13 protein-coding genes are annotated in these 14,683 nt (G+C 39.1%); 9 read left to right on the forward strand and 4 right to left on the reverse strand.

The genetic code is table 11. The features are described from left to right. Positions 1-284: 284 nt before the first annotated feature. The 4 genes from porD to ABIB40_RS06570 all read right to left on the reverse strand — a co-directional run bounded on the left by porD (position 285) and on the right by ABIB40_RS06570 (position 3,698). On the reverse strand, positions 285-1,178 hold the full coding sequence (gene porD, locus ABIB40_RS06555; protein WP_354357226.1) for a type IX secretion system protein PorD: 894 nt from the start codon (positions 1,176-1,178) through the stop codon (positions 285-287). Then, positions 1,175-2,368: a bifunctional phosphopantothenoylcysteine decarboxylase/phosphopantothenate--cysteine ligase CoaBC gene (gene coaBC / locus ABIB40_RS06560; RefSeq protein WP_354357228.1), complete on the reverse strand. Its 1,194-nt coding sequence runs from the start codon at positions 2,366-2,368 to the stop codon at positions 1,175-1,177. The genes porD and coaBC overlap by 4 nt, the downstream gene beginning before the upstream one ends. Before the next feature lie 72 nt (positions 2,369-2,440). After that, positions 2,441-2,770 (reverse strand): DNA-directed RNA polymerase subunit omega, encoded by a 330-nt coding sequence (locus ABIB40_RS06565; protein WP_354357230.1) that lies wholly within the window; start codon positions 2,768-2,770, stop codon positions 2,441-2,443. Positions 2,771-2,774: 4 nt separating this feature from the next. Then, the gene (locus ABIB40_RS06570; RefSeq protein ID WP_354357232.1) at positions 2,775-3,698 is read right to left on the reverse strand and encodes an outer membrane protein assembly factor BamD; all 924 of its coding nucleotides are present in this window, start codon (positions 3,696-3,698) and stop codon (positions 2,775-2,777) included. Between the two features lie 552 nt (positions 3,699-4,250). On the opposite strand from ABIB40_RS06570, the gene mraZ reads away from it, so the two are divergent. From mraZ to murG, 9 genes are read left to right on the forward strand one after another with little or no spacing between them, the layout of a single operon-like run. Continuing rightward, positions 4,251-4,715 carry a division/cell wall cluster transcriptional repressor MraZ gene (gene mraZ, locus ABIB40_RS06575; RefSeq protein ID WP_354357234.1) on the forward strand — a complete coding sequence of 155 codons (465 nt, stop codon included), beginning with the start codon at positions 4,251-4,253 and terminating at the stop codon, positions 4,713-4,715. After that, positions 4,708-5,613 carry a 16S rRNA (cytosine(1402)-N(4))-methyltransferase RsmH gene (gene rsmH, locus ABIB40_RS06580; RefSeq protein ID WP_354357236.1) on the forward strand — a complete coding sequence of 302 codons (906 nt, stop codon included), beginning with the start codon at positions 4,708-4,710 and terminating at the stop codon, positions 5,611-5,613. The genes mraZ and rsmH overlap by 8 nt, the downstream gene beginning before the upstream one ends. Further along, positions 5,610-6,032: an FtsL-like putative cell division protein gene (locus tag ABIB40_RS06585; protein ID WP_354357238.1), complete on the forward strand. Its 423-nt coding sequence runs from the start codon at positions 5,610-5,612 to the stop codon at positions 6,030-6,032. Before rsmH ends, ABIB40_RS06585 begins: the two co-directional genes overlap by 4 nt. Beyond that, positions 6,022-8,121 carry a PASTA domain-containing penicillin-binding protein gene (locus tag ABIB40_RS06590; protein ID WP_354357240.1) on the forward strand — a complete coding sequence of 700 codons (2,100 nt, stop codon included), beginning with the start codon at positions 6,022-6,024 and terminating at the stop codon, positions 8,119-8,121. Before ABIB40_RS06585 ends, ABIB40_RS06590 begins: the two co-directional genes overlap by 11 nt. Before the next feature lie 57 nt (positions 8,122-8,178). Further along, a complete protein-coding gene (locus tag ABIB40_RS06595; protein ID WP_354357242.1) occupies positions 8,179-9,633 on the forward strand; it encodes a UDP-N-acetylmuramoyl-L-alanyl-D-glutamate--2,6-diaminopimelate ligase in 1,455 nt (484 codons plus the stop codon). Next, the gene (gene mraY, locus ABIB40_RS06600) at positions 9,633-10,880 is read left to right on the forward strand and encodes a phospho-N-acetylmuramoyl-pentapeptide-transferase (protein ID WP_354357244.1); all 1,248 of its coding nucleotides are present in this window, start codon (positions 9,633-9,635) and stop codon (positions 10,878-10,880) included. Before ABIB40_RS06595 ends, mraY begins: the two co-directional genes overlap by 1 nt. 56 nt (positions 10,881-10,936) lie before the next feature. Beyond that, positions 10,937-12,328: a UDP-N-acetylmuramoyl-L-alanine--D-glutamate ligase gene (murD, locus tag ABIB40_RS06605; protein ID WP_354357246.1), complete on the forward strand. Its 1,392-nt coding sequence runs from the start codon at positions 10,937-10,939 to the stop codon at positions 12,326-12,328. A 13-nt stretch (positions 12,329-12,341) separates the two neighbouring features. After that, on the forward strand, positions 12,342-13,529 hold the full coding sequence (locus tag ABIB40_RS06610) for an FtsW/RodA/SpoVE family cell cycle protein (RefSeq protein ID WP_354357248.1): 1,188 nt from the start codon (positions 12,342-12,344) through the stop codon (positions 13,527-13,529). 36 nt (positions 13,530-13,565) lie between these two features. Further along, positions 13,566-14,681: an undecaprenyldiphospho-muramoylpentapeptide beta-N-acetylglucosaminyltransferase gene (gene murG / locus ABIB40_RS06615; protein ID WP_354357250.1), complete on the forward strand. Its 1,116-nt coding sequence runs from the start codon at positions 13,566-13,568 to the stop codon at positions 14,679-14,681. Positions 14,682-14,683 lie beyond the last annotated feature (2 nt).

The raw sequence follows: 14,683 nt of genomic DNA on the forward strand, positions 1-14,683 counted from the left end.
GTTTCTTTTATTCTGTAGGACGATGCTGGTGGATTCAACAACCGATTTTTAGAAATTGAAATTTTATTTTTTGAAATGTTGTTTTCTACAAGGGATAGCGCGCCAACGACTGGAGCGGCATCTTTTTTGGCTTTTTCACCAAAAAAATACAGCGGAAGGCGTGTATAGGCGCCCAAATTATTATTGTTTTAAAAGCATTTTTTTTATAAATTTTGGGATTTTAAGCCTACACAACCCAGAGATTTAATATTGCTTTATGCAATTACCTGTTAACTAAAATAACACTATTTCTTAAGAACCTCATACTTTCCAACATTTGCAGGATCAACCTCAGCAAGCCTATTATAAGCTTTAACCCTTTGCTGAAGATTTAATTTAGATAGTACATTTGCAATTTCATCGGCTTTGCCTGCAAAATAAACGTTGGGAAAAATGGAGCCTGTTTTTTGTTTGTCTAATTTTTCTAAGTCAGGTAAAGCATCATTTATTGCGTTCAATCCTTGTGTTCCTTCGGCAAGCGCATCTAGTCCTTTTAAATGGTAGGTGTAAATAAACTTTCTCAAGTCTAAAAATATTGGATTAAGTACATTTTCGTTAAACCAAAATCTATTCCTCAATCCGTCTGATGCTTTCCAGCCAGCAGTGCCAGAAACTTGTGCTAGATTTACAATTTTTTGAGCCTTTTTAAAAGATGAAGTGCCTCCTAATTCAACGAAGCTGTCTTTGTCTAAACCAATAATGGTATAGGCATAATAGGTTAATAATGCGCTTAAATTAGAGGTGTAGGTCTGTTCAGAAAAATCGATGGCAGACCCATCGTTGTAGCTAAAATCGAAGTTTTTGTCGTTGATGTTTAACAGCGTGGTATTATATGAGGTATTAAAAACAGGTCTGCTACTTTGAATTTGTGCTTCAGCGGTATATCCAGACCCACCATCCCAAGAGTTTATAGTAATTACAAAGCTGCAATTTATTCGTTCTTGAGGCAAATAAACTTCATTGTCAAACTTATTGTTGTTCAAGAAATTACGTATGGCACCTTTCAACTCCTCAATTCCTGCCTTATTTAAGTTAGATACTCTTGGCGCCAAAATCTGCACGCTTGCATTTAGTTCTTGCGCTGAAGCATCAAAAAAAATCAACATCAATAAAAAAGCAAATAAGCTTGTAGTTTTCATAGCGCAGCTAAAATGGTTTTGCAGATGTCTTTTGCAACTTCTTTTTTAGTTTTTAGTTCAAACACGAATTTATGCAGATTTTTATCGAAAATGATAACCTTATTTGTATCTGTTTTAAAGCCTGCGCCCGGTTCATTTAGCGAGTTCAACACCACAAAATCTAGATTTTTTTTCGCTATTTTCTGCTTTGCATAATTCTCCTCGTCATGGGTTTCTAGGGCAAAGCCAACCAGAATTTGACCCTTTGTTTTCTGTTGCCCAAGTGTTTCCAAAATATCAACTGTTTTCTCGAGTTCTAGATTCAAATCGGCAGCTGCTTTCTTAATCTTCTGAATGGCAACCGTTTTTGGTCTATAGTCGGCTACGGCCGCACTCATAATCGTAATGTAGCTTTTTGAGAAATTAGCTACACAGACCTCCAGCATTTCCCGGGCCGTTGTAACATCAATTCTAAGAATAGGTAAATCGGTTTGCATTGCTGTAGGTCCAGTAACTAAGGTAACTTCAGCTCCTAAATGATATAATTCTTCGGCAAGGGCAAATCCCATTTTGCCAGAAGAATGATTGCCAATAAAACGAACGGGATCAATGGCTTCGAAGGTAGGGCCAGCGGAAACCAATATTTTTTTGCCTTTTAAGGGTAAATTGATAGAAAATATAGAAGCTAAAAAGGAAACAATTTGTTCTGGTTCTGCCATGCGGCCTTCACCAACTAGGCCGCTTGCCAATTCTCCGAAACCTGGAGAAATAATTTTATTTCCGTAGCCCGTTAAAGCACTTATATTTTTTTGAGTAGCACCATGTTTCCACATGTCGAGATCCATAGCTGGCGCTACGTAAACATCGCATTTTGCAGAAAGATAAACAGCGGCCAAAAGGCTATTGCATACTCCATTGGCTAGTTCGGCCAATGTATTTGCGGTAGCCGGAGCAATTAAAATGGCATCGGCCCAAAGCCCAAGTGCTACGTGGTTATTCCATACACCAGTTTTTGTATCGAAATACTCGCTTAATACGGGGTTTTTAGAAAGTGTGGCTAAGGTTAGCGGGGTTATAAAATGGGCCCCATTTTTGGTAAGAATTACCTTAACGTTTGCACCTGCTTTAACCAACAACCTTATTAAAATGGCTGCCTTATAAGCGGCTATGCTTCCGCAAACGCCAAGGATAATGTTTTTATTTTTAAGCATATCAAAGCTTGCTATTTTGCCATAGCACAAAGCAGCCAAGAAATTACGCTAAGCGCATTGCGCTACAAAAACCTATTTCTGCTCTTTAGCAGGATTTCTATAATAAATTTTTTCGTTCAAAAACTCATCGATAGCTACCAGTACTGGTTTAGGCATACGTTCGTAATGTTTGCTAATTTCTATCTGTTCTCTATTTTCGAAAATTTCTTCTAAATTATCGTTGCTCGAAGCAAATTCTGCAAGTTTTCCGTGCAACTCTTCCTTTACATTGTTAGAAATTTGGTTTGCTCTTTTAGCAATTATTACCAAACTTTCGTATATATTATCAGTAGTTTTATCTAGTTCTCTTACATTTCTGGTAACCGTAGTATTCGGTACAACAGGTTTGTTTGTAGTAGTCATGTCTTTAGTTATTTTTGATGTCTGTAAGTGTAGTGTCTTTTAATCTGCCAGTTCTAATAAGCATTTTCTTATACTTGGCTTGTTGTGTGGCATAGTCGGCCATTTCGGCTTCTACCGTGGATATACCGTTCTTAATGTTTTGTTTAAGTCCGTTTGCATCTTTTGTAAATTTGCTTTCTGGATGATTTTCCATAAAATCATCATAAAACCCAAGCGCTTCGGTATACCTTTCATTTTGTCTAAATACAACGCTGTTTTTGGCATAAAGATATTGGGCCTCAATAATCAAATAATCCATCTCTTCAGAATATTTGATGTCGGGAAAGTCGCGTTGGGCATTTTTAAAGGCAATAACGGCAGCTCGATAATTATCAGGGTTTGAAGGGCCAGTGGTTAGATAAAGCTTTGCATTTTCAAAAGCCTTCTTCTCTAGTTTTCCTCTTAAATCGGCAATATATTTTCCTGCAGTTGCCGCACGCTCGCTTGTGGGATAGAGATTTATAAATAACTGCAGTGCATCGATGGCTTTATAGGTGTTGGCCTGATCTAGCGAAAAGATTGGCGATTCCAAATAATAGCAATAGGCGCCCATAAATCTAGCCTCTTCTGCATTTCTACTAGATGGGTATGTTTCTGCAAAGCTCTTAAACTGGTATCTGGCGGTAGTATAATCCTTCAACCTATATAAGGTATAGGCGTAATAATAATTAAGATCTTCAGCTTCTGCACGTCCTCTATATTTTTGAGACAAGTCTTCAAAAAGAATTAAAGCTTTGCTATAATCTCCCTTATTGTACAAACGCAAGGCCTCCTGGTATTTTTTCGCCACATCGTTACTTGCCTTTAGTTTCTCAAAACGGCTTTTGCAACCCGCTAGCCCCAAAGAAGCAATAAAGATTAATAAGATTAGGTGTTTAGCTTTAAACATCCTGCAAAGATAAAATAATATTACCATAACATCAATAAAAACAATTGGGCACTAAGCTAGATATTGCAAACCATTGCACCTAAAGCATTAACAACTTTTAACAAACAGATAAACTTTTTGTAAGTCGTTGGCTCTATCCCTTAGTTAAAGCATGCAATCAGTGCTAGATTTTCAACTTCTGTAAATTTTTAAGTCGTCTGTTGCGAGGCTTTTACCGATGCAATCGCTTACTGAAAATGCGTCTATATGGCTTTGCGCCTCACAGTAATAAATTTCCGTAAGTTCTTGATAATAAATCCCATGTTTGGTTACCTCCCCTCTCTTGAAATTTTTTTTCCAATTTTTAAATCTCATAATGGCGACTTTTTTTAGATGGGTATGCCACCATACAAGCCGAGCCTAGATAAGTTGCGTCACGCCTACCTTCCATTTTTCTTAAAAACTAGATTGCAGGTGGGGTAAAATACCTGTTGAAAACTTTTTTGTGGTAAAAAGTGGTAAAAAGTGGTAAAACTGTTTACTTTTACACTACAAATTAAGCATAAATCCCAAATGACACAGCTTATAGGAGAGTTCGATTGTAAACTTGATGCCAAAGGCCGCCTAATGGTTCCTTCGGTACTTAAGAAACAATTGCCTATGGCAGAGCAAGATGGATTGGTGGTTAATAGGGGTTTTGAAAAGAATCTTATCATTTACCCAAAAAATATTTGGGATGGCATTGTGGTTGAACTCGGAAAGCTGAATGCTTACGAAGCGAAGAATAGGGAGTTCATTAGGTCTTTTACCCGAGGTGCAACTATTCTTTCTTTAGATGCCACAGGCAGGGTATTGTTGCCGAAATCTTTAGCAGATTATGCGGGTTTGGGTGGCGAAGTAGTGTTGGCTTGCCAGTTAGATAGGATTGAAGTGTGGGATAAAACTGCTTACGAGGGTATATTTGATAATGTGCCCGAAAATTTTGCGAATCTAGCAGAAGAGGTTATGGGTAAAAAGGGAAGGGGAGAAGATGCATAAAAACTACCATGTTCCAGTAATGCTTAAGGAATGTATAGATGGCTTAAATATTAAAGCCGATGGGGTGTATGTAGATGTTACTTTCGGCGGTGGCGGCCATTCTAAGGAAATTTTAAATAAACTTGGTCCAAATGGAACACTTGTGGCTTTTGACCAAGATCTTGATGCGCAACAAAATTTGTTAGAAGATGCGCGCTTTGTGTTTATCGACCAGAATTTTAGATTTTTAAAAAACAACCTTAGGCTAAAAGGGTTTAAACACGTCGATGGGATTTTGGCAGATTTAGGTGTTTCCTCTCACCAGTTCGACGTGCCCGAGCGCGGTTTCTCTACCCGTTTTAACGCCGACTTAGATATGCGAATGGACGCAAACGCTCCTCTTACCGCAGGGAAAGTGCTAAATTCTTATCCGGAAGAAAAATTACATAAAATTTTTGGTCTTTATGGTGAAGTTAAGAATGCCAAATCTTTGGCTTGCGCTATTGCTACTTCTAGGTTAGAACAGCAAATTAAAACGATAGACCAATTTAAGGAAGTTATAAAATCATACATCCCGAAAGGTAAAGAACATAAATATTTAGCGCAGGTTTTTCAAGGCTTGCGTATAGAGGTAAATGCAGAAATAGCTGCATTAGAAGATTTTTTGGTGCAGGCAGCAGAAGTGTTAAAGCCAGGCGGTAGGTTAGTGGTTATGTCTTATCATAGTTTAGAAGATAGACCTGTTAAAAATTATATAGCTAAAGGCAAGTTTAGTGGGGAAGTAGAAAAAGACTTTTTTGGCAATCAGCAGAAGCCATTAGCCGCCATTAATCGTAAGGCGATTACTGCAAATGAGGAGGAGATTGCTCGAAATAATAGAGCGCGAAGCGCAAAATTAAGAGTGGCAGAGAAGATATGAATAGGTTTAGAGCTGATATAGAAGAAGAGGAGATAGGGCCAGAACCTGTGCTTAAGCCTGCGCCTAAAAAAAGAAAGACCGCAGAGGAAAAAATGGACAGCAGCTCTGCTATTAGTAAACTTTTTAATGATGGCCTGGTAAGTAAAGAAGCGGCGACAAGGGCGCTTCCGTTTTTGTGTTACTTGGCCTTTTTAGGAATGATTTACATTGGCAATAGCCATTTTGCAATGAACAATTTACGGCGAATTAATAAGTTAAATGCCGAAGTAAAGGAGTTGCGTTGGGAGTACAAGTCTTTAAAAGCAGATTTAATGTTTAAAAGCAAAATGACTGAAGTAGCCAAAAAGGTAGATACTTTGGGAATAAAGGAATTAATAGAACCACCAAAAAAAATAATTGTTAAGAACAATGAATATTAGGGCAGTCATTCTTCTTCGTGTTTACCTGGCTTTTGGCTTAATTGTGCTGTTTGCTGCCGCAGTTTTTCTGCGTTTGGGGCAAGTGCAGTACGTTCAAGGTAAAAAATGGAAGGCAATGGCAGACAGTTTGTCTACCCAATACCGTACGGTAGATGCTGTTCGTGGCAATATTTACAGCAACGATGGTAGTCTACTCGCCACTTCTGTGCCTGAGTATGAGCTGCACATGGACACGAAGGCAGGAGGCATAGCAGACAAAGATTTGTTTTATGAAAAAGTAGATTCTTTGGGTATGAAGCTTGCCGAGTTTTTTAAAGATAAAACGGCAAAGGAATATTCTCGTTACTTGCGCAAAGCTAGGCAAACCAATAAACGCTATTTACTAATACAGCGTAGAGTAGGTTATTCTGATTTAAAGACGGTGAGAACCTTTCCTCTTTTTAATGTTGGGAAGTATACCGGAGGTTTAATTGCGGTAGAGCAGAATAAGAGAATTTTGCCTTTTAAACGACTTGCAGCTCGTACCATTGGCTATAAAAATGAAAATGTAAAAAACGGCGTAGGCTTAGAAGGGGCTTATAATCAGTACATCAACGGAGAAAGTGGTAAAAGGTTGATGCAGAGAATAGCTGGAGGTGTTTATATTCCGGTTAATGATGAAGCAGAAATTGCGCCGAAAGATGGCGCAGATATTATTTCTACCATCGATGTAAACATGCAAGATTTGGCTCAAAGTGCGCTAGAGAAGCAACTGATTAAATCTCAGGCCGATCACGGTACTGTAATTGTAATGGAAGTTGCCACGGGCGAAATACGCGCAATCTCAAATTTTTCTAAAGTGAGTGAAGGGGTGTATGCAGAGCAATTTAATTATGCAATTGCAGGCAATCAAGATCCTGGCTCTACGTTTAAATTGGCTTCTTACATGTCGCTGCTGGATGACAAGTTGGTAGATACCAACACGCTAATAGGAACTGGTTATTATCAAATACCTGGGCACATGATAAAAGATTCGCACCCCAAAGTAGAAATTGTTACGGTTAAAAAAGCGTTCGAAGAGTCTTCTAACGCTGCTGTCGCCAAAATGATCAATACAAAATATGGCGATAATCCAAAAAAATTTACAGATCACCTTTATAAATGGGAATTAAATAAAAAGTTAGGTCTGCAAATACCTGGCGAGGCAAGGCCAGTTGTAAAAAATCCAAGCTTTAAAAGTTGGAATAAAAACATGACGTTGCCGCAGATGGCTTATGGGTATGAGATGCAGTTAACTCCGTTAAAAATTCTTACGCTTTACAATGGCGTTGCCAATAATGGAAAAATGATTGCGCCACTTTTCGTTAAGGAAATTAGGCGATTGGGCAATCCAATAGAGCAGTTTCATGCGAGGGTGATAGACGAAAAAATGTGTTCTGATGAAACGCTAGGGAAAATGAAAAAGCTTTTGGAAGGTGTCGTTTTAGAAGGAAGTGGAAGATCCGTGGTATATAACCCACTTTATAAAATTGCCGGAAAAACCGGAACTGCACAAGTTGCGGATGGAAATAGGGGTTACAAAGTAAATAAGCAATATCAAGCATCTTTTGTAGGCTATTTCCCTGCTGATAAGCCTAAGTATTCGATGATTGTGGTAATCAACGACCCAAAGGGAGCCTATTATGGCGCCCTAGTTTCTGGTCCAGTCTTTCGCGAGGTTGCAGATAGAATTTATGCGAGCGACATGAGCATGTATGATGATGTTCCTGTGAGATTGGTAGGCAATACTATAAATCCACCAACAAAAGCCGGACAGAGTAAAGCAACCCAAGAGGTGTACCACGCATTCGGATTTAAACCATTATTCGCTTCCAAGTCTGAGTATTATAATATAGTTGATACAAGTGCCGGTACTGTTTTTCAAGAAAACAATGAAAGAAAAGGTTTTATGCCGAATGTGGAGGGTATGGGATTGAAAGATGCATTATACCTGCTGGGAAATGCTGGGTTAAAGACAAAAGTAGCTGGTTTTGGAAAAGTAGTTAGCCAATCTATTGCGGCGGGAACCAAGGTAAGAAACGGTCTGGGCGTTCAAATCTTATTAGAATAGACAGGAAACATTTAGAACAATTTAAGAATACCCAATCACTCATTAAAAATATATTAAATGCAGTTGCAAGAATTACTTTATGGCGTTAAGATAGTACAATTGGTAGGGTCTACCGATATAACAATCAATGCTTTAAACTTCGATTCTCGCCATGTTGGCAAAAATGATGTGTTCGTGGCGATTAAGGGGACGCTAAGCGATGGACACGATTTCATAGATCAAGTAATCGAAAAAGGAGCATCAGCTATTGTTTGCGAGGAATTACCCGAGCTGATGCAGAACATTACCTATGTTAAAGTAGAGGATGCGTCTTTTGTGCTGGGCGTTTTAGCCGCAAATTTCTATGAAAATCCTTCGGCGAATTTAAAGTTGGTAGGCATTACGGGCACCAATGGAAAAACCACCATCGCTACCCTATTGTTTAAGTTGTTTAAAGATTTAGGTTTTAAAACAGGTTTAATATCAACGATAGAAAACTTTGTTAACGATGTAAAAGTTGATGCGACGCATACCACGCCAAATCCACTAGCGCTAAATGCCTTGCTAAACGACATGGTTAATGCCGGCTGCGAATTTTGCTTTATGGAAGTGAGTTCACACGCAATTGTACAAAATCGTACTGCAGGCCTAAGTTTTTCTGGCGGCGTTTTTTCCAACATTTCGCATGATCATTTAGATTTTCATAAAACGTTTGCAGCCTACATTACAGCTAAGAAAGCTTTCTTTGATGCTTTGCCCCGAAGTGCTTTTGCATTGACCAATCTCGATGATAAAAATGGGATGGTAATGCTGCAGAATACCAATGCTCATAAAAAAACCTACGCCCTAAAACAACTCGCAGATTTTAAGGGCAGAATAATAGAGAACCAATTTGAAGGTCTTCATTTAGATATTGATCACGAAGATGTGTTCTTTAAACTCGTTGGTACTTTTAATGCGTACAACTTATTAGCCGTTTATGGTACGGCAATGCTTTTAGAGCAAGATAGACTTAGAGTGCTAACATTGCTTAGTCGGCTGACAGGTGCAGAGGGCAGGTTTGATTACATTACTTCTGCAGATAAGATCATTGGCATTGTAGATTATGCACACACGCCAGATGCGCTGCAAAATGTATTGAGTACCATCCATAACATCCGTAAGGGAACGGAAAAAATCATTACGGTAGTAGGTTGTGGCGGCGATAGAGACAAAGCAAAAAGACCAATTATGGCCCAGATTGCCTGCGATTGGAGCGATAAAGTGATTTTGACGTCAGATAATCCGCGGAGCGAGAACCCGCAGACAATTTTAGAAGAAATGCAAGCTGGCGTTTCTCCTTCAAATCAGCGAAAAGCAATTTCTGTTTTAGATAGGAGAGAAGCGATAAAAACGGCTTATATGTTGGCCAGTTCTGGTGATATAATTTTGGTTGCAGGAAAAGGACATGAGAAATATCAAGAAATAAATGGCGTTAGAAATCATTTTGACGACAAGGAAATTTTACTCGAACAACTAAACCCGAACGGCTAATGTTATACTTGTTATTCGAATATTTACACAAACATTATGATGTGCCGGGATTAAGGTTATTCCAGTATATAACTTTCCGGGCGGCCATTTCCATCATCTTATCGCTGATTATTACTACCGTTTTCGGGCGCAGGTTGATCAATTATCTTCAAAAAATGCAGGTTGGAGAAACCGTTAGAAATTTAGGCCTGGAAGGGCAAATGCAAAAACAAGGTACGCCAACTATGGGCGGTATTATTATCCTCCTCGGGATTTTAGTTCCCACGTTGTTATTTGCCAATATTACCAACGTCTATGTTATATTGATGATAGTTACCACTGTATGGATGGGCGCCATCGGTTTTTTGGATGATTACATTAAGGTTTTTAAAAAGAATAAAGAAGGGCTTGCTGGTAGGTTTAAAGTGGTTGGCCAAATTGGATTGGGGCTTATTGTTGGTTATACCATGTACGCCAATCCAAATATTGTGGTTAGAGAAACGGTGCAAGACAATGTACCGGTTACTTCTACAGCGCCAATGGTACTTCGCCAAAAGGGTAATATTTTTTATTATACACAAGATGTAAAATCTACCAAAACTAATATGCCTTTTTATAAGAATAACGAGTTTGATTATGCGAAGGTTTTAAAGTTTTTAGGCAGCGATTACCAAAAATACGCAGGTCTGGTTTTTATATTATTTGCGGTCTTTATTATTACCGCTGTAAGTAATGGCGCAAATATTACCGATGGGATAGATGGGCTCGCTACGGGAACGTCGGCCATTATTGGTACAACTCTGGGCATTTTGGCTTATGTTTCTGGAAACACAGTTATTGCAGATTACCTAAACATTATGTACATCCCTAACTCTGGCGAGTTGATGATTTTTGCTGGAGCATTTGTGGGCGCATGCGTGGGCTTTTTGTGGTACAATTCTTATCCCGCTCAGGTATTTATGGGTGATACCGGGAGTTTGGCGATTGGTGGTATTATCGCATCGTTCGCCATTATGACCCGCAAAGAACTGCTTATCCCGATATTATGTGGCGTGTTCTTGATCGAACTCGTCTCGGTGATTATGCAGGTATCATATTTTAAATATACAAAGAAAAAATGGGGCGAAGGGCGAAGGATATTCCTCATGTCGCCATTGCACCATCACTATCAAAAGAAAGGATATCACGAAGCCAAAATTGTAATCAGGTTTTGGATTATCGGGGTTTTGTTGGCCATTATCACAGTAGTTACCCTAAAATTAAGGTAGAATTAATTGAACTTATAATACATAGAAATCATCAGCAAACTAATTTAAAGCAACACATGATTAATCAAAACAATATGCTATCAAACCAATCAACGCCTTTGGGCGCTGGCCTTGGGCGTGTTGTTATTTTAGGCGCAGGCGAGAGTGGTGTAGGAGCCGCAATGTTAGCCCAAAAAATGGGATTTGATGTCTTCGTGTCCGATTTTGGGAAAATTTCAGATAAATATGTTGATAAGTTGAACAACTTAGCCATATCCTTCGAAGCCGAACAGCACACAGAGTCGCTAATTTTAAATGCCACAGAGGTTATTAAAAGCCCAGGAATACCAGCTAGCGCGCCAATTGTAAAAAAACTTATTGAAAAGCAGGTGCCAATAGTTTCTGAGATAGAATTTGCCAAACGCTACACCAAAGCTAAAGTAGTCGGCATAACTGGTTCTAATGGCAAAACAACCACGAGCCTTCTTACTTTTCATATACTAAAACAAGCAGGCTTAAATGTTGCGCTTGGGGGGAACATAGGCAATAGTTTTGCGGCTCTCGTTGCCACAGAAGAATTTGATTGGTACGTGTTGGAACTATCTAGTTTTATGTTGGATGATATGTATGAGTTTAAAGCAGACATAGCGGTGCTCTTAAATATTACCCCCGATCACTTAGATAGGTACGACTATAAATTAGAGAATTATGCCGCATCGAAAATGCGCATTATACAAAATCAAACCCCCGCAGATTATTTTATCTATTGTGCAGACGACCCTGAGACGCTAAAAGCGCTCCAAAAAGTTACGCCGAAGGCGAGAATGGTCCCTTTCTCTATTGAAGAAAAGTTGACCGAAGGTGCGTACCTAGAAAACGAAAACATTTACATACAAATATCTCCTAATACCCAGTTTATTATGTCTATAACAGATCTAGCCCTTCAGGGCAAACACAACCTTTACAACTCTATGGCCTCTGGCATTGTGGGCAAGGTTTTAGAACTCAGAAACGAGTCTATTAGAGAAAGTATGGGGGATTTTAAGAATGTAGGCCACAGGTTAGAGCACGTGGCAAAAATTTCTGGGATAGATTTTATCAACGATAGTAAGGCTACCAATGTAAACTCTACATGGTATGCGCTTGAAAGCATCAACACAGATATAGTGCTTATTATGGGGGGCGTAGATAAAGGGAACGATTATGAAATGCTCCGCGACATGGTGAAAAGTAAGGTAAAGGCAATTGTATGTTTGGGTAAAGATAACCGAAGAATACACGACGCTTTTGAAGATGAAGTGGAGATTATTGTAAACACATTCTCAGCGTCAGAAGCAGCTCAAATAGCCTACCATTTGGCAAAACGTGGCGATACTGTGCTTCTTTCTCCCGCTTGTGCGAGTTTTGATTTGTTTAGCAATTACGAAGATCGCGGAAACCAATTTAAGGAGGCTGTTAGAGAACTTTAAAAAGAAAATAATTATGTTGCAAGCATTTTTAAATAAAACCAAAGGCGATAGATGGATCTGGCTGATTATCATCTTGCTTTCGCTCATCTCTATTATGGCGGTGTACAGCGCTACAGGTGCATTGGCTTATAGAAAAGGTGAGGCGGTAGAAAAGCTTTTGATTACCAAGCATTTAATATTTGTGTTGCTTGGTATTGCAATGATTTATGTAGCCCATTTGCTAGATTACCGTTATTATGCCGGAATCTCTAAAATATTAATGGTAATTACCATCCCTCTATTGGTTTATACGCTTATTTTCGGAACCAACTTAAACGATGCTTCGAGGTGGGTAAAGATTCCCGTAATTGGCTTAACCTTTCAAACATCCGATTTGGCGAAACTTGCGCTCATTACTTTCTTGGCGCGTATGCTTACCAAAAAGCAAGAACATATTAAGAATGTTAAGGAATCATTCATCCCAATAATGGGCTCTGTTTGCGTGGTGTTTGTACTGATCGCTTTAGCCAATTTGTCTACGGCCTTAATGTTATTTGGAGTAAGCATCTTGCTTTTAATTATCGGTAGAATCAGCATTAAGCAAATCTCTATAGTTTGTGCGGGCGGGGCGGTGTTGCTTCTGCTAGTTGTTTTTCTTGGGCCAAGGCGTGCCACGTATGCTTCTAGGGTAAACTCATTCCTACATCCAGAATTGCAGAATTCTGATAAAACATTCCAGGCAGATCAATCTAAAATTGCATTAGCTACAGGCGGTTTTTTTGGCAAGGGACCTGGAAATAGTACGCAACGCAACTTTCTTCCGCACCCATATTCAGATTTTATTTTTGCCATTATCATCGAAGAGTGGGGCACTTTGGGTGGAATTGTGGTAATGATGCTTTACCTCATTCTCTTGTATCGATGTATTAAGATTGTCACGAAGGCACCGAAAGCTTTTGGCGCGCTACTTGCCGCCGGATTGAGCTTTAGTTTAACCATACAGGCGTTCGCAAATATGGCTGTTGCCGTTGGTTTAGGCCCGGTAACCGGTGTACCTCTGCCTTTGGTAAGCATGGGCGGTACATCAATGATTTTTACAAGTATTGCATTTGGCATTATATTAAGTGTAAGCAAAGACATAGAAGAAACCACGGCGGGTAAAGAAACAGAAGAAAAAATAAAAAACAAAGTAATTATCGGCGAGATACCGGCAATGGCTTGAATTACAAAAGAAGTTTAAAGAGATAATTAATAAAACATGAATAATTTCCCAAAAATTATCATATCAGGCGGTGGCACAGGCGGGCATATTTTTCCCGCCATAGCCATAGCCAACGCGCTAAAGCAGTTAATGCCTCGGTGTGATATTTTATTTGTGGGAGCAAATGGCCGCATGGAAATGGAAAAGGTTCCTGCAGCTGGATATAAAATTGTGGGTTTAAATATTAGGGGCATACAACGTGGTTCTATATTTAAAAACCTGGGCTTGCCTTTTAGATTGTTGGGAAGTGTTCGCAAAGCGATTAGGATTATAAGAGACTTTAAACCCGATGTAGTGGTAGGGGTTGGTGGTTATGCTTCGGGCCCGATGCTTTACGCAGCTTCTCTAAAAAATATTCCATACCTCATACAAGAGCAAAATTCTTATGCAGGCATTACCAATAAGTATTTAGGCAAGAAAGCTCAAAAAATTTGCGTTGCCTTCGAAAACATGGAACGGTTTTTCCCCGCCGAGAAATTGTTGCTGACAGGAAATCCGGTTCGGAAAGAGGCTGTAGATATTAAGGGAAAGCATTTTGCCGGGGCTGAGCTTTTGAAGCTAGACCCTCAGAAGAAAACTATTTTGGTAATAGGCGGAAGTTTGGGGGCTAGAACATTAAATGCAAGTGTAGAAAAGCATTTGGATGAATTGATTGCTGCAGACATACAGGTAATATGGCAAACAGGTAAGTTTTACTTCAAATCTATAACAGAGCGGATAACCCAACATCCAAATTTTAGAATATTGGAATTTTTAAATAGAATGGATTTGCCTTATGCGGCAGCAGATTTGATCATCAGTAGAGCGGGTGCAGGAACCATCGCCGAGCTTTGTCTTATTAAGAAGCCCGTTATTTTAGTGCCATCACCCAATGTTGCCGAAGACCATCAAACTAAAAATGCCATGGCTTTGGCTAAAAATAATGCAGCCATCGTTATTGCAGATAGATCTGCAGAAGATACGCTTATTGCAGAGGCCATTAAATTGATGAAAAACAAAAGTAAATGCGAAGAGTTATCAGCAAATATAGGTAAGATGGCTTTACCAAATGCAGATGAAATTATAGCAAACCAAGTATTGAAATTAGTAACTACAACAAAACGTAGCAGTTAAAA

The organism is Pedobacter sp. UYP30 (genome assembly GCF_040547165.1).
Taxonomy (GTDB): domain Bacteria; phylum Bacteroidota; class Bacteroidia; order Sphingobacteriales; family Sphingobacteriaceae; genus Pedobacter.